This window comes from Pseudomonas ekonensis (assembly GCF_019145435.1).
Lineage (GTDB): Bacteria > Pseudomonadota > Gammaproteobacteria > Pseudomonadales > Pseudomonadaceae > Aquipseudomonas > Aquipseudomonas ekonensis.
Genome location: NZ_JAHSTS010000002.1, coordinates 1,902,796 through 1,925,181 on the forward strand (window position 1 = coordinate 1,902,796; position 22,386 = coordinate 1,925,181).

The window sequence follows — 22,386 nt, forward strand, 5'->3', positions numbered from 1 at the left end:
GCTGTGGGAGGCAGCCGGCTGGCGATGGCGCCATCCATAACGCCGCAAGCCCGCATCAATACAGTTGCCTCCAAAAACGCGGCATCACAGCCTTCATTTGGTGCATGTAAAAATCTTCACGCACCAAAACGCCTCACATTTCTGCAACATCTTGAAACATCCACTACGCTCCGACAGGGTTTTCCTACGCCTCGGCCGATTGGCAAGCCCCTTGCTCTAGCCTGAGCATTGTCCACTGCCGGAAGCGCTCCAATGCTGGTGATCCATCGCCGAATCGCCCCTCAGCCCGCCTGGGCCGCCGAGCTCCACCTGACCTTCGAGGCCCGGAGCAAGAGCCGCCTGCGCTGTTTCAGTGCCGACGGCGAGGATGTCGGGCTGTTCCTGGAGCGCGGCCAGCCGCCGCTGCACGACGGCGAATGCCTGGAGGCCCAGGACGGCAGGATCGTGCGGGTCTGCGCCCGTCCCGAACAGTTGCTGCACGTCACCTGCGCCAGCGCCTTCGAGCTGACCCGCGCCGCCTATCACCTGGGCAACCGCCATGTCGCCCTGCAAGTGGGCGACGGCTGGCTGCGCCTGCTCGACGACTACGTGCTCAAGGCCATGCTCGAACAGCTCGGCGCACAGGTCCAGGCCATCGAAGCGCCCTTCCAGCCGGAGCACGGCGCCTACGGCGGCGGCCATCACCATTCGCACCACGGCGACGCGGACTTCAACTACGCGCCGAAACTCCACCAGTTCGGCGTGCGCCTGTGAACCCGGCCTGGGCGCTGCTGCGCCTGGCCAGCCCGCAACTGCCGATCGGCGGCTACAGCTATTCCCAAGGGCTGGAAATGGCGGTGGACAACGGCCGCGTCGACAGCCCGGACAGCGCCCGACGCTGGATCGGCGACCAACTGCTGCTGAACCTCGCCCGGTTCGAGGCGCCGCTGCTGCTCGCCCACTGCCAGGCCGCCGCCGACGAACGCTGGGACGACCTGCTGCACCTTGGCGACGCCCACCGCGCCAGCCGCGAGACCCGCGAACTGCACCTGGAGAGCCGGCAGATGGGCTATTCGCTGCAGCAACTGCTCAACGGCCTGCCGGAGCTGGATGCCCCGGCGCGGAGCGTGCTCGAACGCTGCGCCGAACCGCACCTGGCCCTGGGCTGGGCCCTGGCCGCCCGCGCCTGGCGGATCAGCCCCCAGGACGCCCTCGCCGCGTGGCTGTGGGCCTGGCTTGAAAACCAGCTGGCCGTATTGATGAAAACCCTGCCGCTGGGCCAGCAAGCCGCCCAGCGCCTGACCAGCGAACTGCTGCCGCTGCTGCAACAGGCCCAGCACGACGCCACCCGCATCGACCCCGAACGCCTCGGCAGCGCGACGTTCGGCCTGTCCCTGGCGTGCATGGCCCACGAGCGCCAGTACAGCCGTCTGTTCCGTTCCTAGGGCCTTTCAATTTGGAGAACCGCATGAACACACAACCTTTGCGCGTCGGCATCGGCGGCCCGGTCGGCTCCGGCAAGACCGCCCTGACCCTGGCCCTGTGCCTGGCCCTGCGCGAGCGCTACAACCTGGCCGTGGTCACCAACGACATCTACACCCGCGAAGACGCCGACTTTCTGGTGCGCAACCAGGCGCTGGCGCCGGAACGCATCATCGGCGTGGAGACCGGCGGCTGCCCGCACACGGCGATCCGCGAGGACGCCTCGATCAACCTGGAGGCGGTGGATCAGCTGAACCGGCGCTTTCCGGGGCTGGACCTGATCCTGGTGGAGTCCGGCGGCGACAACCTGTCCGCCACGTTCAGCCCGGAGCTGTCGGACCTGACCCTTTACGTGATCGACGTCTCGGCCGGCGACAAGCTGCCGCGCAAGGGCGGCCCCGGGATCTGCAAGTCCGACCTGCTGGTGATCAACAAGATCGATCTGGCGCCGCTGGTCGGCGCTTCGCTGGAGATGATGAACAGCGACACCCAGCGGATGCGCAACGGCAAGCCGTTCGTGTTCAGCAACCAGAAGACCGGCCAGGGTCTGGAAGAGATCATCGCCTTCATCGAACGCCAGGGTCTGCTGACGGCAGCCTGATTCATCCAACGACAAGGAAGCTTATCCATGACGCTCAAACGCATTTTCGCCGCCGCAGCCCTGCTGCTCGCCCCGGCCCTGGCCTTCGCCCATCCGGGCCACGGCGACAGCGGCCTGGTGGCCGGCATCAGCCACCCCGTCGGCGGCCTCGACCATTTGCTGGCGATGCTGGCCGTCGGCCTGTGGGCCGCCCAGCAACGGGGCGCGGCCCGCTTGGCGCTGCCGTGCACCTTCGTCGGCACCATGCTGATCGGCGGCCTGCTCGGTTTCGAAGGCCTGGAACTGCCGGCGCTGGAAAGCGGCATCGCCGCCTCGGTGCTGGCGCTCGGCCTGGCCGTGGCGCTGGCGGTGCGCCCGCCGCTCGTGATGGCCGTGGCGGCGACGGCGCTGTTCGCCCTGTTCCACGGTGTGGCCCATGGGCTGGAACTGCCGGACATGTCGAGCCCGTGGGCGTATGCCGCCGGCTTCGTCGTGGCGACGGCGGCGCTGCATGCGGCGGGCTATGGCGTGGTGCGCGCATTGCCACAGGCCGCCGCGCCGCTGGTGCGGCTGGCGGGTGCGGCGTCAGCGGCGACGGGGGTTTGGCTGTTGGCGGGTTGATGCCTGAGCGCCCTCTCCGACGATAGCGGCCTGACAGACACGGCGTCTCTCAGGCCAAGCTCTCTGCTACCATGTCGCGCAATCGCCCCAGCCGTGACGACGTCCGCCCATGCCGCAAGCTTCCCGTTCCGCCTCCCTGCCTGAAATGACCGCCCTGTTCGGTCAGGTGCAACAGCACTTTCTCGACGTGATCGTGCCGCTTTGGCAGGGCCCTGGCTGGAACGCCGACCTGGCGCTGCCCTTCGAGGCACTGGACGCCGCGCACAGCCCATTGCCGCCGCAACGCTACCGGGCGATGGCCTGCGCACGGCAGCTGTACCTGTTCGCCGGCCTGATCGGCCAGGTCGAGGGCGCCGAAGCCCGCGCAGCGGCGCTGTTCCGCTCGCTGCAGCGGCACTTCCACGACGCCGAGCACGGCGGCTGGTTCTACAGCATCGACCCGCAAGGCAAACCGCTGGACCGGCGCAAGGATCTCTACACCCACGCGTTCATCCTGTTCGCCTGCGCCCATTACTGGGACAAGGTGCGCGAACCGCTGGTGGAATCGACCCTCGACGCCGCCCTGGAAATCATCGCCCGGCGCTTCGCCACCGGTGACGGCCTCTACGAAGCCTGCCTCGAACCGGACTGGATCACCCTGGAGACCGGCCCGCTGCAGAACCCGCTGATGCACCTGGCCGAAGCGTTCCTCGCCACTCTGGCCGTGCGTGAAGACGCCGCCGTGCAGCAGGCGCTGACCGAGTTGTGCACAGCCATGCACGCGCGCTTCATTGACCCGCAGCAGAGCGTGCTGCTGGAGAAACCGCTGGGGGCTGTGGATAACTGGTATGAGCCGGGGCATCAGTTCGAGTGGTATTTCCTGCTCGCCTCTTCGCCGCTGCTGCGTGGCTCGAAGCTGCATGGCGCGCTGGAGCAGTCGTTCGCGTTCACCGAACGGCACGGCGTGGAACCCGCCACCAGTGCCGTGCTGGCGATGCTGGATCCGCAGCCGGAACGTCCCGCGAAGGACTCGACCCAGCGCATCTGGGCCCAGGCCGAATACCTGCGGGCGCTGACCTTGCGGCCGGACGCCGGAGCGGCGGTGCTGCGCCAGTTGCAGGCATTGCAGCAGCGCTTCCTGCATGAGGGTGGCTGGCACGAGTGCCGCGACGCCGACGGCGACGTCAGCCGCAAGGACATGCCGTCCACCACGCCGTATCACCTGGCGACCTGCTACCGCGGGCTGGCCGACTACCTGAATTGACCCGTGGCGAGCGAGCTTGCTCGCGCCGGGCTGCGCAGCGGCCCCGATCGGGCGTGGGCGCTGCGCACTCAAGCGCAAGCAAGCTCGCTCGCCACAGGGGTCTTAAGCCTTGTTGCGCTCGATGGCGAACCCGGCCCAGCTCTGGCTCACCGGCATCAGTTCCAGACGGTTGATGTTGATGTGCGCGGGCGCGTTGAGCACCCAGAAGATGGTCTCGGCGATGTCCTGCGGCTGGATCGGCTCGGCGCCGGCGTAGGTGGCGTCGTAGCGCGCCTGGTCACCGGCGAAGCGCACCAGCGAGAACTCGCTTTCGCACAGGCCCGGCTCGATGTTGCTCACGCGAACGCCGGTGCCTTGCAGGTCGCAGCGCAGGTTCAGGGAAAACTGCTTCACGAACGCCTTGGTCGCGCCGTACACATGGCTGCCCGGGTACGGGTAGTTGCCGGCGATGGAGCCGAGGTTGACGATGCCCGCGCCGCGGCCGTGGGCGATCAGGCGCGGCAACAGCAGGCGGGTGCTGTACATCAGGCCTTTGACGTTGGTGTCGACCATGGTGTCCCAGTCGTCGAGGTCGCACTTGGGCGCCGGATCCACCCCCAGCGCCAGCCCGGCGTTGTTGATCAGGCCGCGCAGGGTGGCGAAGGACGGCGGCAGGTTGGCGATCGCCTCCTCCATGGCCTTGCGGTCGCGCACGTCCAGCACCAGGCCGTGCACTTCGGTCTGTTCCGACAATTCTGCGCACAGGGCCTTGAGGCGTTCTTCACGACGGCCGGTCAGCACCAGTTTCCAGCCGGCCTCGGCAAAACGTCGGGCGCAGGCTTCGCCGAAACCGGAGGTCGCGCCGGTGATAAACAGGGTGTTGGACATCGTGTTCTCCTTGCTTCGGCCGCCGTGGGCGGCCCTTGGAATGGACAATCAGCGGGCAGCATGCCCGGCCTTTACCCTGTGGGCAACCTCCTCCCCCTGTACAAAAAACGCTCAATCGCCTGAACAGCCCTGCCGCCGTGGCCTGTAGCCGGATGCCCGCATGTTATCCACAATCCCTTCCACAGTTTCCGGGGGCAACTGGAACGGCGCAAAGCCGCGCCGCACAAGGCTTTGCGGGCCAAAAGCGAAGTTTTTCCCTTGACCCTGGACAAGCACTTGTGCCGCACCGGGCATTCTGCACGACCGGCCGGTCACGGCCATGATTGCGCGAGGCCAGTAACCACGGCCCTCTGCGGCGTCTTTCCAGAGATTGCCCACAGAGTTATCCACAGGCTTGCGCACACCCTGACGGGCCCTTTGCCGCCCTGACAAAAAGGTTGACAAATGGGTCAGCCCCCCAGCAAAAAATCGCTGGTCAAAAAACACCCATCGAGCTGCAAGCCACGGTTTTAAAGGCTTTCAGCCAGCTACTCCCACGTTATACACAGCCGGTTCCACAGCCGGTGGGGACAAGTCAAAACCGTGCAAAAACAGCCGTTTGCAGCGTCTTTATGTCGCGCTTCGGCAGGTCGGGATTTTGGTTTTCCACAATTGAGGCGTTCGCCAAAAGTCAATGGCGGGAGCAAGCTCGCTCCCACGGGGTTCAAGGCGCCTTCCGGGCATGAAAAAGCCCCGGGGCTTGCGACCCGGGGCTCTGTCTTGCTGTGGAAAACTCAGTGCCCGCCCAGGTAAGCGCTGCGCACCTCCTCGTTCACCAGCAGCTCCTGGCCGGTGCCGCTCAGGCGGATCTCGCCGTTGACCATCACGTAGGCCCGGTCGGACAGCTTCAACGCGTGGTTGGCGTTCTGCTCGACCAGGAAGATGGTCATGCCGGTCTTCGCCAGCTCGCGCAGGGTGGCGAAGATCTGCTTCACCACGATCGGCGCCAGGCCCAGGCTCGGCTCGTCGAGCAGCAACAGCTTGGGTCGGCTCATCAGCGCACGGGCGATGGCGAGCATCTGCTGCTCGCCGCCGGACATGGTCATGGCCCGCTGGCTGCGCCGCTCCTCGAGCCGCGGGAACAGCTCGAACATGCGCTGCATGTCTTCCTTGGCATGCTTGTCGCCGATCGGGATGGTGCCCATCAGCAGGTTTTCCTCGACGGTCATGTCGGGGAACACCCGCCGCCCTTCCGGCGACTGCGCGATGCCGTTGGAGGCGATGTAGTGGGACGACTTGTGGGTGATGTCCACGCCCTGGTAGAGGATCTGCCCGGACTCCGCCCGGGGCTGGCCGAAGATCGACATCAGCAGGGTGGACTTGCCGGCGCCGTTGGAGCCGATCAGGCTGACCGTCTCCCCTTCGTCGATGTGCAGCGAAACGCCCTTGAGGGCCTGGATCGGCCCGTAGTACACGTTCAGGTCCTTGAGTTCGAGGATCGGTCGGCTCATACCACTTCCTCTTCGTCGGCGCCCAGGTAGGCGGCAATCACTTTCGGATCGTGACGGATGTCTTCAGGGCCGCCCTCGGCGATCACCACGCCGTGGTCCAGCACCACAATGTGGTCGGAAATGCTCATCACCATGCCCATGTCGTGTTCGATCAGCACCACGGTCAGATCGTGCTCGTCGCGCAGCAGCCGGATCATCGCGCTCAGCGCTTCGGTTTCCTGAGGGTTGAGGCCGGCGGCCGGTTCGTCGAGGCAGATGATCTGCGGCCGCGTGCACATGGCCCGGGCGATCTCCAGGCGGCGCTGCTGGCCGTAGGACAGCTCACCGGCCAGGCGGTTGGCGCAGTCCACCAGGTCCACCACCTCGAGCCAGTAGAACGCGCAGTCCAGCGCGTCGCTCTCGGCCTTGCGGTAGCCCTTGGTGTTGAGGATGCCGGACAGCATGTTGCGGTTGACCCACATGTGCTGGGCCACCAGCAGGTTCTCCAGCACCGACATTTCCTTGAACAGGCGGATGTTCTGGAAGGTGCGGGCCAGGCCTGCGCGGTTCACCAGGTGGGTGCCACCGAACATCTTGTAGTACAGGCGGCTGGCGAAGGTCTTCGGCGAGACGAAGTCGGTCGGCTTGAACGACTCGCCCAGCAGCTGGATGACGTTGGTCTGCCGGCCGCGCACGTTGAGTTCGATCTTGCCGCCGGAAGCCTTGTAGAACCCGGTCAGGCAGTTGAACACGGTGGTCTTGCCGGCGCCGTTGGGGCCGATCAGGGCGAAGATCGAGTTGCGTTTAACTTTCAGGCTGACGTCGTTCAGCGCCTTGATGCCGCCGAAATGCATCATCAGTTTTTCTACAGAGAGCACGACTTCACTCATGGCGCAGCCCTCTCATAGTGAATGGCACCTTTGCGTGGGGTGACGCCGGTCCGGCTGATGCGGATCAGCCCCCGCGGTCGCCAGATCATCATCAACACCATCAGGATGCCGAACAGCAGCACGCGGTATTCGGCGAAGCTGCGCAGCAGTTCCGGGGCGACGGTGAGCACGAACGCGGCGATCACCACGCCGATGGTCGAACCCATGCCGCCGAGCACCACGATGGCGAGGATCAGCGCCGACTCGAAGAAGGTGAACGAGGTCGGGTTGACGAAGCCTTGGTAAGTGGCGAAGAACACCCCGGCCAGGCCGGCGGTGGACGCGCCGATGGTGAACGCCGAGAGTTTGACCAGCACGTGGTTCAGGCCCATCGAGCGGCAGGCGATCTCGTCTTCGCGCAGGGCTTCCCAGGCGCGCCCCACCGGCATCTTGACCAGCCGGTGCTTGATGTACAGCACGGCCAGCACCACCAGGAACAGCACCGCGTAGATGAAGTAGTACTTGATGTCCGGGTTGTAGGCGATGCCGAAGAACTCGTGGAACGGCACCCCGCCGTCCTTCGCCCGCTTGCCGAACTCCAGGCCGAAGAAAGTCGGCAATGGCGCCGGCATGCCGTTCGGGCCGCCGGTCAGGGACAGCCAGTTGTTGAGGATCAGGCGGATGATCTCACCGAAGCCCAGGGTCACGATCGCCAGGTAGTCGCCGTGCAGGCGCAGCACCGGGAACCCGAGGATGCAACCGGCAAGGCCGGCGGTGATCGCCGCCAGCGGCAGCACGGTCCAGAAACCCAGCCCCAGGTACTGGTAGCCGAGCGCCAGGCCGTAGGCGCCGATGGCATAGAACGCCACGTAACCCAGGTCGAGCAGGCCGGCCAGGCCCACCACGATGTTCAGCCCCAGCCCCAGCAGCACGTAGATCAGGCCGAGGATGACCACGCCCAGCAGGTAGGAGTTGGAGAAGAACGGCAGCGCCACGGCGACGGCGATCATCAGCGGGATGATCCAGCGCAGCCGCGACTTGTAGTCCGGCGGCAGCACGTGCACCCCGGAGCCGGTGCTCTCGAAGCTGTCGAGGATGCGCAGGCCCCTGGGCGTCTGCAGGAACAGGCTCAGGGCGAAGCGCCCGGCCATGACGATGGCGATGATCCACGCCACGCGGGTGGGTTCCAGGTTGAAGCTGTAGCCGTCGAGCACGACGCCGACGATCGGGCCGAACACGATCAGGGCGATCAGGCCGGCCAGGATGGCCTCGACCACACTCTTTTTCACATCAATGGATTTGGCAGTGGTTGAAGACATCGCTTACACCTTCGACACAAGAGGACGGCCCAGCAGGCCCTGAGGCCGGAAGACCAGGACAAGCACGAGCAGCGAGAAGCTGAACACGTCCTTGTAGTCGGAGTTGACCAGGCCCGAGAACAGCGACTCGGAAATGCCCAGGATGATCCCGCCGAGCATCGCGCCGGGCAGCGAACCGATCCCGCCGAGCACCGCGGCGGTGAACGCCTTGATGCCGATGACGAAGCCTGCGTAGAAGTCGAAGGTGCCGTAGTTCATGGTGATCAGCACGCCGGCCAGGGCCGCCATCGCCGCACCGATGATGAACACGTAGGAAATCACCCGGTCGGTGTTGATCCCCAGGATCGAGGCCATCTTGCGGTCTTGCTGGGTCGCGCGGCACATGCGGCCGAGCTTGGTGTACTTGATCACGTAGGTCAGCAGGCCCATGCCGATGAACGCCGCCACCAGGATGAAGACCTTGGTGTAGGTGAGCTGGACGAAGCCGGTGCCGACGTCGATCCGCCAGGCGCCGGTGAGCAGCGTGGGCACGCCCTGTTGGCGGGCGCCCTGGCTGATCTGGGCGTAGTTCTGCAGGATCAGGGAAATGCCGATGGCGCTGATCAGGGGCGCCAGCCGTGTGGAGTTGCGCAGGGGTTTGTACGCGATGCGTTCGATGACCCAGCCGTACACCCCGGTGACCACGATGGTGAAGACCAGGGTGCCGAGCATCAGCAGCGGGAAGGATTCGATACCGAAGTAAGCCAGCAGTGCCAGACTGATCGCCGCGAGGTAAGCGGAAATCATGTAAACCTCGCCGTGGGCGAAGTTGATCATGCCGATGATGCCGTAGACCATTGTGTAGCCGATGGCGATCAGGCCGTAGACCGACCCGAGGGTCAGGCCGTTGACCAGTTGCTGCAGGAAAATACCATCCATAACGCAATCTCACGCAGTGAGAACCTGCACGCCCGAGGGCGCGCGGCTCTTCTAGGAAAAATACAGATTTACGTCGGAGCAGGGTCAGCCGCGACCGGTCAGCCCCCGCGCCCCTTGTGGGAGCTGGCCTGCCAGCGATGACGGCCTCACATTCGGCACCGCTGGCGCCTGTCGGTCCGTCATCGCGAGCGGGCTCGCTCCCACACGGGTTCTGCGGGGATCAGCCGGTCGGGCCGACGCTTATTTCTGTTTTTCCAGCTGGTGGTATTTGCCGGTCGCGTCCCACTGGTAGACCACGTAGTCGGACACCTTCAGGTCGCCCTTCTTGTCCCAGGCCTTCTCGCCCATGACGGTCTTCACCGGGTTGGCCTTCAGCCACTCGGCGGCCTTCTCGCCGCTGTTGGACTTGGCGCCGTTGAACGCGGCGGCCAGGGTCTGCACCGAGGCGTAGGCGTACAGGGTGTAGCCCTCAGGCTCGGTGCCGGCCTTGCGGAAGGCGTCCACGACGGTCTTGCTGTCCGGCAGCAGGCGCGGGTCGGCGCCGAAGGTCATCAGCACGCCGTCGACGTATTGCGGGCCGCCGGCGGTGGTCACCAGTTCGTCGGTCACGATGCCGTCGTCGGACATGAACTTCACGTCCTTCAGGCCTTCGGTGCGCAGTTGCTTGACCAGAGGGCCGGCTTCCGGGTGCAGGCCGCCGAAGTAGACCACGTCGGCACCGGCCGCGCGGATCTTGGTGACCACGGCGCTGAAGTCTTTTTCGCCGCGGGTCAGGCCTTCGTACAGCACCGGCTTCACGCCGCGCTTCTCAAGCTGGGCCTTGGTGGCGTCGGCGAGGCCTTGGCCGTAGGTGTCCTTGTCGTGCAGCACGACGACCTTCTTGCCCTTGAGCACGTCGACGATGTAGTCGCCGGCCACGATGCCTTGCTGGTCGTCACGGCCGCACATGCGGAACATGGCGCTCAGGCCGCGCTCGGTGACCTGCGGGTTGGTGGAGCCTGGAGTGATCGCGATGATGCCGGCTTCGTCGTAGATCTCCGAAGCAGGGATGGTGGAGGAGGAGCAGAAGTGACCGACCACGCCGGCGACCTTCTGGTTGGTGAGGTCCTTGGCGACCGTCACGGCCTGCTTCGGCTCGCACGCGTCGTCGCCCTTGACCAGCACGATCTTCTCGCCGTTGACGCCGCCCGCCGCGTTGATCGCGTCTGCCGCCGCCTGTGCCCCCTTCATGTACTGCTCGCCGAATGCCGCGTTGGCGCCGGTCATCGGGCCCGCCACACCGATCTTCACATCAGCTTGTGCAAACGCAGAGACACCCAGCGCAGCAGCCACTGCGAGGGCCAGGAAGCCTTTCTTGTAAAACGTCTGGGACATGAGGTGGTGCTCCAAGGTTTTTTTTAGTTGGCACTGCGACTTCACTTCACGAAATGCTCAGAGCAAGGGCCGTGCCATCGGTTTTTTATTCTTCAAAAAGTCGCTGCTTTCTTGTTATTTCGACTGTTTCGTTCCCATTTTCATTGGGCGTGCAACCGTCTAAACCGCGGAAGGTGAAACCAAGGTTTTTTTGAGGCGCAACCTTCGTGCGCCATCATTGCAACCGCGGCGCCAAACGACGTGCAACCCACCTGTAACAGCCCGCGTCACCGAACTGCACACTGCTGGTGCGGGACTGCTACGGCCCGCACCATTACAGGCTAGTCGCTGCGCCGGAAAGCGCCGCGTGGAGCAACAAATTTCAACACTCAGATGACGATGCGCAGGCACTGGCCCGCGTGATACAGCGAGAACCCGGCCTCGTACAGGCAACTGCGCAGGCCCGCGCCTGCCAGGGGCTGCATCGCGGCGAAGGGGATCGGCAGGGCCTGAGGATTTCCGTTACACAGGTAGTCGGCGAAGGCCTTGCCGACCACGGTGCCGGTGGTGACGCCGCGGCCGTTGTAACCGGTGACGGCCACGATGCCGGGCGCCGGCTCGAACAGGCGCATCAGGTGATCGGGGGTGAAGGCGATGCGCCCGGTCCAGGTGCATTCCCATTCCACCGGCTTGAGGTTGGGGAAGTAGTGGCGCTGCACCCGGTCGGCCCAGGCCTTGAGGAACCAGGCCGGCTTCTGGTTGCCGTTGCCCAGGCTGCCGAGCAGCAGCCGGCCGTCCTTGTCGCGGCGGATGCTGCTCAGCACCTGACGGGTGTCCCACGAGCCCTGCCCGCCCGGCAGGATCTCCTGGGCGGCGTCCTCGGTCAGCGGCACCGAAGCGACCTGATAGTAGTAGCCGGGGAAGAAATTGCGTTTGAGCTCAGTCCAGTCGCCCTCGGTGTAGGCGTTGGAGGCGATCACCACCTGCTCGGCCAGCACCGAACCTTGCTCGGTCTGCACCGACCACTGCGCCCCTTGCCGTTCCAGCCGGACGACCGGCGAATGGTCGAACACTTGCCCGCCGAGGCCGGCGACCGCCTTGGCCAGCCCTGTGACGTAGCCCATCGGGTTGAGCGTGCCGGCGCGGCGGTCGAGCAGCGCGGCGGCGATCTTGCGGGTGCCGGTGGCCCGTTCGCAGGCCTGCCCGGTGAGCAGTTCCACCGGCGCGCCCCGGCGCTTCCACTGTTCTTCGCGGCTGCGCAGGTCCGCCTCGCCCCGGGCGTTGTGCGCCATGTGCAGGGTGCCTTCGCGGCGCAGCTGGCAATCGATGGCGTACTTGTCCACCAGGCTGAACACCAGCGCCGGCGCCGCCCCCAGCATGCGGTTGAGCTGGCTGCCCACCGCCTCGCCGAACCCGGCCTCGATCTCGTCCGGCGGGATCCACATCCCGGCGTTGACCAGCCCGACGTTGCGCCCCGAGCCGCCATGGCCGGCGCGGTGGGCTTCGAGCACGCAGACGCGCTTGCCCTTCTCCAGCAGGTGCAGGGCCGCCGACAGCCCGGTGAACCCGGCGCCGACCACGCACACATCGACCTTGACTTCACCCTTGAACGCCGCGTTGTCGGGCCTTTGCGGCGTGAGGGTTTCCCACAGACATTCTTCGCGTAACGGCATTGCCAAGCTCCTGTCGGAGCAGTTGCACGCGACAAGCCACACGCCGCAAGCCAGTTCGCTTGTCGCTCGTAGCCTGTCGCTTGCCGCTGCTTAATCGAACGTGATGCCCTGGGCCAGCGGCAGCTCCAGCGAATAGTTGACGGTGTTGGTCTGGCGGCGCATGTAGGCGCGCCAGGCGTCGGAACCCGACTCGCGGCCGCCGCCGGTCTCCTTCTCGCCGCCGAACGCGCCGCCGATCTCCGCGCCGCTCGGGCCGATGTTGACGTTGGCGATGCCGCAGTCGCTGCCCACCGCCGACATGAATTTCTCGGCCTCACGCACATCGGTGGTGAAGATGCACGACGACAGGCCTTGCGGCACGGCGTTGTTCAGGCGCAGGGCCTCGTCGAAGTCCGTGTAGCCGACCACGTACAGGATCGGCGCGAAGGTCTCGCTGCACACCACGTCGCTCTGCTCCGGCATCTCGACGATGGCCGGCGACACGTAGTAGGCATTGGGGAACTGCTCCTGCAACTGGCGCTGGCCGCCGAACACCCGGCCGCCCTCGCTCAGGGCCTGCTCCAGCGCATCCTGCATGTTTTCGAAGCTGTGCTTGTCGATCAGCGGGCCGATCAGGTTGCCTTCCAGCGGATGGCCGATGCGCACCTTCGAATACGCGGCCTTCAGGCGAGTGACGATTTCCTCCTTCACCGATTCGTGGGCGATCAGCCGGCGCAGGGTGGTGCAGCGCTGGCCGGCGGTGCCGACGGCGCTGAACAGGATGGCGCGCACGGCCATGTCCAGGTCGGCGCTCGGCCCGAGGATCATCGCGTTGTTGCCGCCCAGTTCGAGGATGCTGCGGGCGAACCGCGCCGCGACCTTCGGCGCCACTTCGCGGCCCATGCGGGTGCTGCCCGTGGCGCTGATCAGCGCCACGCGCGGGTCGTCCACCAGCGCTTCGCCGGCGTCGCGGCCGCCGATCACCACCTGGCTCAGGTGCGCCGGGGCGTCGCTGAAGTTCTTCGCCACCCGCTCGAACAGCGCCTGGCAGGCCAGTGCGGTGAGCGGGGTCTTCTCCGACGGTTTCCACACCACCGGGTTGCCGCAGACCAGCGCCAGCGTGGTGTTCCACGCCCACACCGCGACCGGGAAGTTGAAGGCGCTGATCACCCCGACCACGCCCAGCGGGTGCCAGGTCTCGCGCATATGGTGGCCCGGACGCTCGGACGCGATGGTCAGGCCGTACAGCTGGCGCGACAGGCCGACGGCGAAGTCGCAGATGTCGATCATCTCCTGCACTTCGCCCAGGCCTTCCTGGGTGATCTTGCCGGCTTCCCACGACACCAGCTCGCCGAGGTCGGCCTTGTGCGCGCGCAGCACTTCGCCGAACTGGCGCACCAGCTCGCCGCGACGCGGGGCCGGCACCTGGCGCCACAGCGCGAACGCATGATCGGCGCGACTGATGTGCTGCTCGACCTCGGCCGGGCCTTCCCAGTTCACGGCGGCGATGCGACTGCCGTCGATGGGGGAATGCACCGGCACTTTGCCGTTCTGGTACAGGGCCGGGTTCACACCAAGACGATCAAGCAATGCGGCAACCATGGGTCACTCCTCAAGCGGAAACTGAATGTGGGCGGCCACGCCGAGGCGGCCGTGCGGGCCTTTAGTTGTAGCCTCAGGGCGGCTGTGCAACAAACGACCTTTACGCGAGATATCATTCCGTTTATTCATGCTGCGTCATGCCTGCCAGAGAATGCCGGCCAGAACACAAGAAAAAGGATTGCCCATGCTCAACAAACGCCACCTGCCGTCGATCACCGCGCTGCAGTGCTTCGAGGCCGTGACCCGGCACCTGAGCTTCACCCGGGCCGCCGAGGAACTGAACCTGACCCAGAGCGCCGTCAGCAAACAGGTGGCGCAGCTGGAGGAATTGCTGCAGCACCTGCTGTTCCGCCGGGTGCGCCGGCGCCTGCAGATGACCCCGGCCGGCGACCTGTACCTGGTGGAGGTGCGCAAGATCCTCACCCAGGTGGAGATGTCCACCCACTACCTGCGCTCCTACGGCGGCGAGACCGAAGTCCTGCGGGTGTCCACCCCCTCGACCTTCGGCGCCCGCTGGCTGGTGCCGCGCCTCAAGGGCTGGCGGCTGCGCCATCCGTCGATCCACCTGGACCTGTGCAACGAGCACGAGGCCGACGACTTGCTGCAAGGGCGCAGCGACCTGGCGTTCTACTTCGGCCAGGGCTCGCGGCCCGGCACCGAGTGCCTGAAGCTGTTCGGCGAAGAGCTGGTGCCGGTGTGCGCGCCGGGCAGCCTGCCGGCCACGCCGTTCACCGACCCCACGCAACTGACCGACCTTGTGCTGCTGCAGAACGCCTCGCGCCCGCAGGCCTGGCACGACTGGTTCGACAGCCAGGGCCGCCAGACCGAACACAGCTACCACGGCCCGCGCTTCGAAACCTTCTATATGTGCATCCGCGCCGCCCAGGTCGGCTGCGGCGTGGCGCTGCTGCCGCGGTTCCTGGTCGAAGAAGAGCTGGCCGACGGCAAGCTGGTCATCCCCTGGCCCCACGCGATGCCCAGCACCGACGCCTACTACCTGGCCTACCCGGAGCACGCGGCGGAGGTGCCCAAAGTGCGGGATTTCGTGAAGTGGATGCTGGAGCAGGTCGACAGTCCGGATCCGCTTGCGCACTGAACCGCCGCGGCAACGTGCCTCGTCCGGCAAATTTTGCTGGCGTTTCCTGGCGCCGATGTGCGCCACTAGCGCCATTGATTGATACCGCGCCAATGCGCGGCCCGTCTGGAGACCCCGTTATGAGCGAGAGTGTGTTTGCCGATCGCATCGTGCAGAACCTGCTCGACACCGACTTCTACAAGCTGACGATGATGCAGGCGGTGCTGCACAACTACCCCAACGTCGAAGTCGAATGGGAGTTCCGCTGCCGCAACGCCGAAGACCTGCGCCCTTACCTGGCGGAGATCCGCTTCCAGATCGAACGCCTGGCCGAACTGAGCCTGAGCGCCGACCAGTTGGGCTTCCTGGAGCGCATCTCCTTCCTCAAGCCGGACTTCCTGCGCTTCCTCGGCCTGTTCCGCTTCAACCTGCGCTACCTGCACACCGGCATCGAAAACGGCGAGCTGTTCATCCGCCTGCGCGGGCCGTGGCTGCACGTGATCCTGTTCGAAGTGCCCCTGCTGGCGATCGTCAGCGAAGTGCGCAACCGCTACCGCTACCGCGACATCACCCTGGAGCTGGCCCGCGAGCAGCTGTACCGCAAGTTCGACTGGCTGAACGCCAACGCCTCGACCGAAGAGCTGGCGCAACTGCAGGTCGCTGACTTCGGCACCCGCCGCCGGTTCTCGTACCGCGTGCAGGAAGAAGTGGTGAACGTGCTCAAGCACGACTTCCCCGGCCGCTTCGTCGGCACCAGCAACGTGAACCTGTCCCGGGAACTGGACATGAAACCGCTGGGCACCATGGCCCACGAGTGGATCATGGCCCACCAGCAGCTCGGCCCGCGGCTGATCGACAGCCAGAGCGCCGCCCTCGACTGCTGGGTGCGCGAGTACCGGGGCCTGCTGGGGATCGCCCTGACCGACTGCATCACCACCGACGCGTTCCTCGGCGATTTCGACCTGTACTTCGCCAAGCTCTTCGACGGCCTGCGCCATGACTCCGGGGATCCGGTGCTGTGGGGCGAAAAATGCATCGCCCACTACCACAGGCTCGGCATCGACCCGATGAGCAAGACCCTGGTGTTCTCCGACAGCCTGACGTTGCCCAAGTCGCTGGAGATCTTCCGGGCGCTGCACGGGCGGATCAACGTGAGCTTCGGCATCGGCACCAACCTGACCTGCGACATTCCGGGTGTCGAACCGATGAGCATCGTGCTTAAAATGGCCGCCTGCAACGGCCAACCGGTGGCGAAGATCTCCGACGAGCCGGGCAAGACCCACTGCAAAGACCCGAATTTCGTCGCCTACCTGCGACACGTTTTCCAGGTTCCTGCCGTTTCCAGCCTATCTAGCAAGGAGTGAATTCATGCAAGCCGTACAGCGTGAGATTGCTGAACAGCTCAAGGTCCAGCCGCCGTTCGCGGACCAAAAGGCCCTCGAGGCGGAAGTCGCCCGACGCGTCGCCTTCATCCAGGACTGCCTGGTCAACGCCGGCCTCAAGACCCTGGTGCTGGGCATCAGCGGCGGCGTCGATTCCCTGACCGCCGGCCTGCTGGCCCAGCGCGCCATGCGTGAGTTGCGCGAACGCAGCGGCGATGACGGCTACAAGTTCATCGCCGTGCGCCTGCCCTACGACGTGCAATTCGACGAGCACGACGCCCAGGCCTCGGTGGACTTCATCGACCCCGACGAGCGCCACACGGTCAACATCGGTCCTGCGGTGAAGTCCCTGGCCGGTGAAGTGGCGGCGTTCGAAGGCAAGCAAGCGGTGCAGAAAGACTTCGTGCTCGGCAACACCAAGGCGCGCATGCGCATGGTGGCCCAGTACACCATCGCCGGCGCCGCCCATGGCCTGGTGATCGGCACCGACCACGCGGCGGAAGCGGTGATGGGCTTCTTCACCAAGTTCGGCGACGGCGCCTGCGACCTGGCGCCGCTCAGCGGGCTGGTGAAGAACCAGGTGCGCGCGATCGCCCGCAGCTTCGGCGCGCCGGAACCGTTGGTGGAGAAGATCCCGACCGCCGACCTGGAAGACCTGGCGCCGGGCAAGCCGGACGAAGCGTCCCACGGCGTGACCTACGTCGAGATCGACGCCTTCCTGCACGGCGAGCCGGTGCGCCAGGAAGCGTTCGATATCATCGTCAACACGTACAACAAGACCCGTCACAAGCGGGTAATGCCGTTTGCCCCGTGATTGACGAACGGTCCGGCTGACGTCATCGCCAGCAGGTTTGCCGCGGCCCTGTGGGAGCGAGCCTGCTCGCGATGAACGATGACGCGGTCAATAGCCGGGCACATGAAAAAGCCCGCCGGGGAGTCGATCCCCGGCGGGCTTTTGTCTGGCCTGAACGTCGGTCGCCGCCGACGGCCCCTTCGCCGTCACTTGACGGTGACGGTGCCCTTCATCATCGAGATGTGGCCCGGGAACGAGCAGAAGAAGCCGTAGGCTTCACCGGCGGTCAGCTTGGACACGTCGATGGTCAGCGAGTCCTTCTCGCCGGCGCCGATGATCTTGGTGTGGGCGATGACGCGGGCGTCGCCCTCTTTCAGGTAGTTCTTGTCGATGCCGGCGGCCAGGCCGTCGGTGGCGATCGGCTGCATGTCGGCTTCTTTGCTGATCACCAGGTTATGGCCCATCACGTTCTTCGGCAGGCTGCCGGAGTGGGTCAGTTCGACGGTGAAGGTCTTGCAGCTCTTGTCGATTTCAATGGCCTTGGTGTTGAAGGACATCTGGTCGGTGGAATCTACGGTGGTTTTGCACTCTGCAGCCATCAGTTGGCCGCTGGCCAGGGCCAGCAGGGATACCGCAACAACTTTGGAAAACATGGTGAATCTCCAAGGCAGGGTTAACAGAAACAAGAGTGGTTGGAAGACTGCCTGAAATCTTCGCAAGTTCCTATGACCTGAGTCAAAGATTGTATACAACTTTCAGGCTATGACACTTATCGAAACAATCTACCGGCCAGAACCGCGGCCCGGGCCTATGATCGGCCCATCCCACTGAAACGGAGTGCCGATCATGTTCTTTAACGGTTTGCTGCGCAGCCTGCTTGCCGCCTACGCCTGCGGTGCCAGCGGTACCTGTGAAACGCCGGAACGCGAAGTCTAGTCCTTGGACAGCGGCCCCGCTGCCGCTACCCTGTGCGACTGATCGACACAGGAGCAAGGCATGTCTCTCACTTCCGTATGTGTATTTTGCGGCGCCAACGCCGGCACCGACCCGGCGTACACCGAAGCCGCCGTCGCCCTCGGCCGGGCATTGGCCGAACGCAAATTGACCCTGGTCTACGGCGGCGGCGCCGTCGGGCTGATGGGCATCGTCGCCGACGCTGCGCTGGCGGCCGGCGGTGAGGTGGTCGGGATCATCCCGCAGGCGCTGATGGACAAGGAGATCGGCCACAAAGGGCTCACCCGCCTGGAGGTGGTCGACGGCATGCACGCCCGCAAGGCGCGGATGGCCGAGCTCAGCGACGCGTTCATCGCCCTGCCCGGCGGCCTCGGCACCCTGGAAGAACTGTTCGAGGTCTGGACCTGGGGCCAGCTCGGCTACCACGGCAAGCCGCTGGGGCTGATGGAAGTGAACGGTTTCTACAGCAAGCTCACCGCGTTCCTCGACCACCTGGTCGGCGAAGGCTTCGTCCGCGCGCCGCACCGGGACATGCTGCAGGTCAGCGATTCGCCGCAGGCGCTGCTCGACGCCCTCGACCGCTGGCAGCCGACCGTAGCCCCGAAGTGGGTGGACCAGAAGCCGAAGTGAGGCTTCACGCCTGGCATCGCTCCCCCATGGCCATGCAAGGTGCCGACCCTGTGGGAGCCAGCCTGCTGGCGATAGCGTCAGTGAGGGCGCCGCAAATCGCTGCTCCCGCACTGGACAGGTGAACCTCACCGCATCGCGCTCAGTCCAGCGGCATCACCGTGACCCGCACCTCCGGGTCATGGCTGCCCCCGCCCAGAATCACCCCGCGCAGCGGCGACACATCGGAGAAGTCGCGGCCCCAGGCCAGGGTGATGTGCTCCAGCGCCGGCTGCACATTGTTCGTCGGGTCGAAGTCCACCCAGCCCAGCACCGGGCAAAACACCGACACCCAGGCATGGGACGCGTCGGCGCCGATCAGCCGCGGCTGCCCCGGCGGCGGCCGGGTCAGCAGATAGCCGCTGACGTAGCGCGCCGCCAATCCCCGGGAGCGCAGGCAGGCCAGCATCAGGTGGGCGAAGTCCTGACAGACCCCGCGCCGCCGTTCCAGCACCTCCACCAGCGGCGTCGCGACCTGGGTCGCTTCGGCATCGAAGGTGAACTCGCTGAAGATCTTCTGCATCAAGGCCTGCACCGCCGACAGCATGGCCCGCCCCGGCGGGAAGCAACTGTCGGAGAACTCGACGAAACGGCGCTTGAGGTGCACATAGGGCGATTCGAACCGATAACGGCAGGCTTCCAGCACGTGGGGCGACAGCGGCCGGCCGCTGTAGGCCAGCGCAGCGCACGTCGACTCCCAGGCCGGAGACAGGGCAAAGTCCGCTGCCGGCCGTGCCAGCACCTCGACCGTCAGCCGAGCATCGACCTGCAACTCGTCGTGGGGCCGTTCGAACGCCAGGCGGGTCAGCGGGTTGCCGAACACGTCCTGCTCGTCCCGGCGGGCGGTCGGTTCCGGGCTGATCAGCAGACGCTGCCCGGTGCAGCGCTGCCAGGCGCACTCACGGGGCCACAGGTGCGCCAGCTGCTGCGCCAGCGAAACCGGGCTGTCGTAGCGGTAGCAGGTGTCGTGGAGGACTTGGTAACGGGCATTCATCAGACGGACACCGTGCGCTGGCTGACATCGTCGACATGGGCGAAATGGCGCAGGGCCAGGCGGTCGGACACCTGCGCGCTGACATCGGCGATCTCTTGCAGCAGGTCGGCCAGCCCGTCGAGCGCCGCACGCACGCTGGTCTCGCCGAACAGCGGGTTCTCCAGGCAGCCGAGGTCAATGCGCGCCAGTCGCTCGGCCAGTTGCGCCAGCCCGGCTTCCCCCGGCGCGCCGAAATCATCGTTCAGCCGCTTGACGGTGCGGGCCACCAGCTTCAGCTGGAACAGAACCGCATGGGGGTTCTGCTCGTCCAGCAGCAACAGGTCGAGCACCGGGATCAGCTGGGCCACAGCCAGGTAGCGCGAGCGGTAGGTGATGCTGCTGTTGCCCAGCTCCAGCAACCACGCAAGCCCCGCCTGATCGAACGCGCCGGCCCCCCTCAGGAAGGCCGCCAGGCTGGTGCTGAGGAACTGCAGGCGCTCGATCCGCCGCCCGATCATCAAGAAGCGCCAGCCCTCGTCGCGGGTCATGTCGTCCAGGGCGAAACCGGACAGCGCCGCCAGCGAGGTCACCAGCCGGTTGAGGAAATCCAGCAGCTCGCCGAAATCCGGCTCGTCGCCGTCGAGCTCGGCGGCCTCGCGCTGCAGTTCCACCAGCGCCTGCCAGTTTTCCCGCGACAGCTTGCCGCGCACCTGGGACGCCGCCCATTGCAGGCGCTGCAGGTTGGCACGCAGGCTGAACGACCAGTCTTCGCCGAGCAGCGCCGCCAGCAGGCGCTGCGGCAGTTCGCCTTCGTCCGGCAGCAGCATCAGCCGTTCGCCGAGGTCCACGGCGGCCTGCAAGGCCTGCGGGTCGTCGCCGTCGATGTAGCGCGCCAGCACGATCCGCAGCAGCCGCGCACTGTCGTCGCAGCGCTCGCAATATCGGCCGAACCAGAACAGGTTCTCCACCACCCGCGACGGCAGGTAGGGGTCGCGCCGCACCAGGTCGTGCACGCCGATGTTGCGCTGGGCCTTCCACTGCTCACCGCTCGGCGGTCGGTCGCCCAGCACCCAGGTGTCCTTGCTGGCGCCGCCGCGCTGCATCGACACCACTTCGGCGTCGGCCTCGGCGGCCACCCGGGTCAGCCCGCCCGGCAACACCCGGTAGCCCTCGTGGCTGGCCACCGCGTACAGACGCATGCCGATGGCCCGGGCCTGCAGCTGGCCGTCCTCGGGGTGCCAGACCGGCGCCTGGGACAGCTGCGCCAACTCTTGCGCGACATAGGCATAAGGCCGCGCCTGCATGCGTTCAGCGAGGGCCTGGCGCTGTTTTTCACTCAAGTCGCGGCCAAACACGGGCGCGAAGCTCTGCGAGGGAAAGGCCGGTTTGATCAGCAGATCAGGTAGTTTTTCCATGGCCTGGGCCAGCACCGGCGCCTCACCGCACCACCAGGTGGCGATGGACGGCAGGATCAGTTCTTCACCGAACAGGTGCCGGCAGATCTTCGGCAGGAACCCCAGCAATCCCGGCGATTCGAGCACGCCGCTGCCCAGCGCGTTGGCCACCAGCACCCGCCCCCGGCGCACCGCCTCCAGCAATCCGGGCACGCCGAGGGCCGAGTCGGTGCGCAGTTCCAGCGGGTCGCAGAAGTCATCGTCGAGCCGGCGCATGATCGCGTGCACCCGGCGCAGGCCGCTGAGGGTCTTGAGGTACACCGTGGCGTCGCGCACGGTGAGGTCGCCGCCCTCCACCAGCGGATAGCCCAACTGCCGCGCCAGGTACAGGTGTTCGAAATAGCTTTCGTTGAACCGCCCCGGCGTCAGCAGCACCACCAGCGGCGTCTCGCTGTCGCCCGGCGCCTGGCGCACGAGGGTTTCCTGGAGCGTGCGGAAGAAGCCCGCCAGGTGCTGCACCCGCAAGTCCCGGTACAGCTCGGGGAAAGCGCGGGACACGATGGTGCGGTTCTCCAGCGCATACCCGGCCCCGGACGGCGCCTGGGTGCGGTCCGCCGTGACCCACCAGCGGCCGTCCGGCGTGCGCGCCAGATCCGCCGCGTACAGATGCAGGAACGCCCCGTCCGGGGGCGAAATGCCCTGACAGGGCCAGAGGAAGTTGTTGTGGCCGAACACCAGCTCCGCCGGCAGCAGCCCTTCGCGGATCAGCCACTGCGGGCCGTACAGGTCCGCCAGCACCGCATTGAGCAGCCGCGCCCGCTGGGCGAGCCCGGCGGACAGTCGCTGCCACTCGTCGGCGGCGATCACATGGGGCAGCAGATCCAGCTCCCACGGGCGGTCGGCGCCCTTGGGGTCGGCATAGACGTTGTAGGTGACGCCGTTCTCCTGGATCTGCCGCGCCAGCAGCGCCTGACGCTGCGCCAACTGCTGCGGCGTGCTGCGCTGCAACTGGTCGAACAGCCGGCGCCAGTGCGGACGCACCGCGCCGCTGCCGTCGAGCAGTTCGTGGTAGGTGCCCGCCGTCAGCGGGTAGCGGTCAAGCAGGTCTGGCATGGAGAGCTCGGCAACCGGCAAGGAACGGTCAGACTAACGCAGGCACGTGACACCCGGATATACGAAAAATCCGAGCGTCGCG

The 22,386-nt window shown here is 66.1% G+C and carries 20 protein-coding genes; 9 read left to right on the top strand and 11 right to left on the bottom strand.

What is annotated here, in order from left to right:
- Positions 1 to 252 precede the first annotated feature (252 nt).
- The 5 genes from ureE to KVG96_RS21750 all read left to right on the top strand — a co-directional run bounded on the left by ureE (position 253) and on the right by KVG96_RS21750 (position 3,905).
- Positions 253 to 753: an urease accessory protein UreE gene (gene ureE, locus KVG96_RS21730; protein ID WP_085582821.1), complete on the top strand. Its 501-nt coding sequence runs from the start codon at positions 253 to 255 to the stop codon at positions 751 to 753.
- Entirely contained in the window at positions 750 to 1,424 is a 675-nt protein-coding gene (locus KVG96_RS21735) for an urease accessory protein UreF (protein WP_217893874.1), read from the top strand. Before ureE ends, KVG96_RS21735 begins: the two co-directional genes overlap by 4 nt.
- Positions 1,425 to 1,447: 23 nt before the next feature.
- Positions 1,448 to 2,062 (top strand): urease accessory protein UreG, encoded by a 615-nt coding sequence (gene ureG, locus KVG96_RS21740; RefSeq protein WP_217893875.1) that lies wholly within the window; start codon positions 1,448 to 1,450, stop codon positions 2,060 to 2,062.
- 27 nt (positions 2,063 to 2,089) lie between these two features.
- Positions 2,090 to 2,662, top strand: a complete 573-nt coding sequence (locus KVG96_RS21745) for a HupE/UreJ family protein (RefSeq protein WP_217893876.1) — start codon at positions 2,090 to 2,092, stop codon at positions 2,660 to 2,662.
- Positions 2,663 to 2,771: 109 nt separating this feature from the next.
- A complete protein-coding gene (locus tag KVG96_RS21750) occupies positions 2,772 to 3,905 on the top strand; it encodes an AGE family epimerase/isomerase (protein ID WP_217893877.1) in 1,134 nt (377 codons plus the stop codon).
- Between the two features lie 102 nt (positions 3,906 to 4,007).
- On the opposite strand, the gene KVG96_RS21755 is transcribed toward KVG96_RS21750, so the two are convergent.
- The 8 genes from KVG96_RS21755 to amaB all read right to left on the bottom strand — a co-directional run bounded on the left by KVG96_RS21755 (position 4,008) and on the right by amaB (position 13,954).
- Entirely contained in the window at positions 4,008 to 4,772 is a 765-nt protein-coding gene (locus tag KVG96_RS21755) for an SDR family oxidoreductase (RefSeq protein WP_217893878.1), read from the bottom strand.
- 773 nt (positions 4,773 to 5,545) lie between these two features.
- Positions 5,546 to 6,262 carry an ABC transporter ATP-binding protein gene (locus tag KVG96_RS21760; protein ID WP_217893879.1) on the bottom strand — a complete coding sequence of 239 codons (717 nt, stop codon included), beginning with the start codon at positions 6,260 to 6,262 and terminating at the stop codon, positions 5,546 to 5,548.
- A complete protein-coding gene (locus KVG96_RS21765; RefSeq protein WP_085582836.1) occupies positions 6,259 to 7,131 on the bottom strand; it encodes an ATP-binding cassette domain-containing protein in 873 nt (290 codons plus the stop codon). Before KVG96_RS21765 ends, KVG96_RS21760 begins: the two co-directional genes overlap by 4 nt.
- Positions 7,128 to 8,429, bottom strand: coding sequence for a high-affinity branched-chain amino acid ABC transporter permease LivM (gene livM / locus KVG96_RS21770; protein WP_217893880.1), 1,302 nt, complete (start codon positions 8,427 to 8,429; stop codon positions 7,128 to 7,130). Before livM ends, KVG96_RS21765 begins: the two co-directional genes overlap by 4 nt.
- A gap of 3 nt (positions 8,430 to 8,432) precedes the next feature.
- Positions 8,433 to 9,347, bottom strand: coding sequence for an ABC transporter permease subunit (locus tag KVG96_RS21775; protein WP_085582841.1), 915 nt, complete (start codon positions 9,345 to 9,347; stop codon positions 8,433 to 8,435).
- Positions 9,348 to 9,587: 240 nt separating this feature from the next.
- Positions 9,588 to 10,721 (bottom strand): branched-chain amino acid ABC transporter substrate-binding protein, encoded by a 1,134-nt coding sequence (locus KVG96_RS21780; RefSeq protein ID WP_085582843.1) that lies wholly within the window; start codon positions 10,719 to 10,721, stop codon positions 9,588 to 9,590.
- Positions 10,722 to 11,089: 368 nt separating this feature from the next.
- Entirely contained in the window at positions 11,090 to 12,373 is a 1,284-nt protein-coding gene (amaA, locus tag KVG96_RS21785) for an L-pipecolate oxidase (RefSeq protein WP_217893881.1), read from the bottom strand.
- Positions 12,374 to 12,463: 90 nt separating this feature from the next.
- Positions 12,464 to 13,954 (bottom strand): L-piperidine-6-carboxylate dehydrogenase, encoded by a 1,491-nt coding sequence (amaB, locus tag KVG96_RS21790; protein ID WP_217893882.1) that lies wholly within the window; start codon positions 13,952 to 13,954, stop codon positions 12,464 to 12,466.
- A 184-nt stretch (positions 13,955 to 14,138) separates the two neighbouring features.
- Here amaB and KVG96_RS21795 point away from each other — a divergent pair, with 184 nt between their 5' ends.
- The 3 genes from KVG96_RS21795 (at position 14,139) to nadE (ending at position 17,225) form a co-directional block, all read left to right on the top strand.
- Complete coding sequence (locus tag KVG96_RS21795; protein WP_217893883.1) at positions 14,139 to 15,050, top strand: LysR family transcriptional regulator; 912 nt, start codon at positions 14,139 to 14,141, stop codon at positions 15,048 to 15,050.
- 119 nt (positions 15,051 to 15,169) lie between these two features.
- A complete protein-coding gene (pncB, locus tag KVG96_RS21800) occupies positions 15,170 to 16,393 on the top strand; it encodes a nicotinate phosphoribosyltransferase (RefSeq protein ID WP_217893884.1) in 1,224 nt (407 codons plus the stop codon).
- 4 nt (positions 16,394 to 16,397) lie between these two features.
- A complete protein-coding gene (nadE, locus tag KVG96_RS21805; protein ID WP_217893885.1) occupies positions 16,398 to 17,225 on the top strand; it encodes an NAD(+) synthase in 828 nt (275 codons plus the stop codon).
- A 185-nt stretch (positions 17,226 to 17,410) separates the two neighbouring features.
- On the opposite strand, the gene azu is transcribed toward nadE, so the two are convergent.
- Entirely contained in the window at positions 17,411 to 17,857 is a 447-nt protein-coding gene (gene azu, locus KVG96_RS21810) for an azurin (RefSeq protein WP_085582855.1), read from the bottom strand.
- Positions 17,858 to 18,200: 343 nt separating this feature from the next.
- On the opposite strand from azu, the gene KVG96_RS21815 reads away from it, so the two are divergent.
- Positions 18,201 to 18,788, top strand: a complete 588-nt coding sequence (locus tag KVG96_RS21815) for a cytokinin riboside 5'-monophosphate phosphoribohydrolase (protein WP_085582857.1) — start codon at positions 18,201 to 18,203, stop codon at positions 18,786 to 18,788.
- A gap of 139 nt (positions 18,789 to 18,927) precedes the next feature.
- Here KVG96_RS21815 and KVG96_RS21820 read toward each other — a convergent pair whose 3' ends face one another.
- On the bottom strand, positions 18,928 to 19,818 hold the full coding sequence (locus tag KVG96_RS21820; protein WP_217893886.1) for a transglutaminase family protein: 891 nt from the start codon (positions 19,816 to 19,818) through the stop codon (positions 18,928 to 18,930).
- Positions 19,818 to 22,304: a circularly permuted type 2 ATP-grasp protein gene (locus tag KVG96_RS21825; RefSeq protein ID WP_217893887.1), complete on the bottom strand. Its 2,487-nt coding sequence runs from the start codon at positions 22,302 to 22,304 to the stop codon at positions 19,818 to 19,820. Before KVG96_RS21825 ends, KVG96_RS21820 begins: the two co-directional genes overlap by 1 nt.
- Between the last annotated feature and the right edge of the window lie 82 nt (positions 22,305 to 22,386).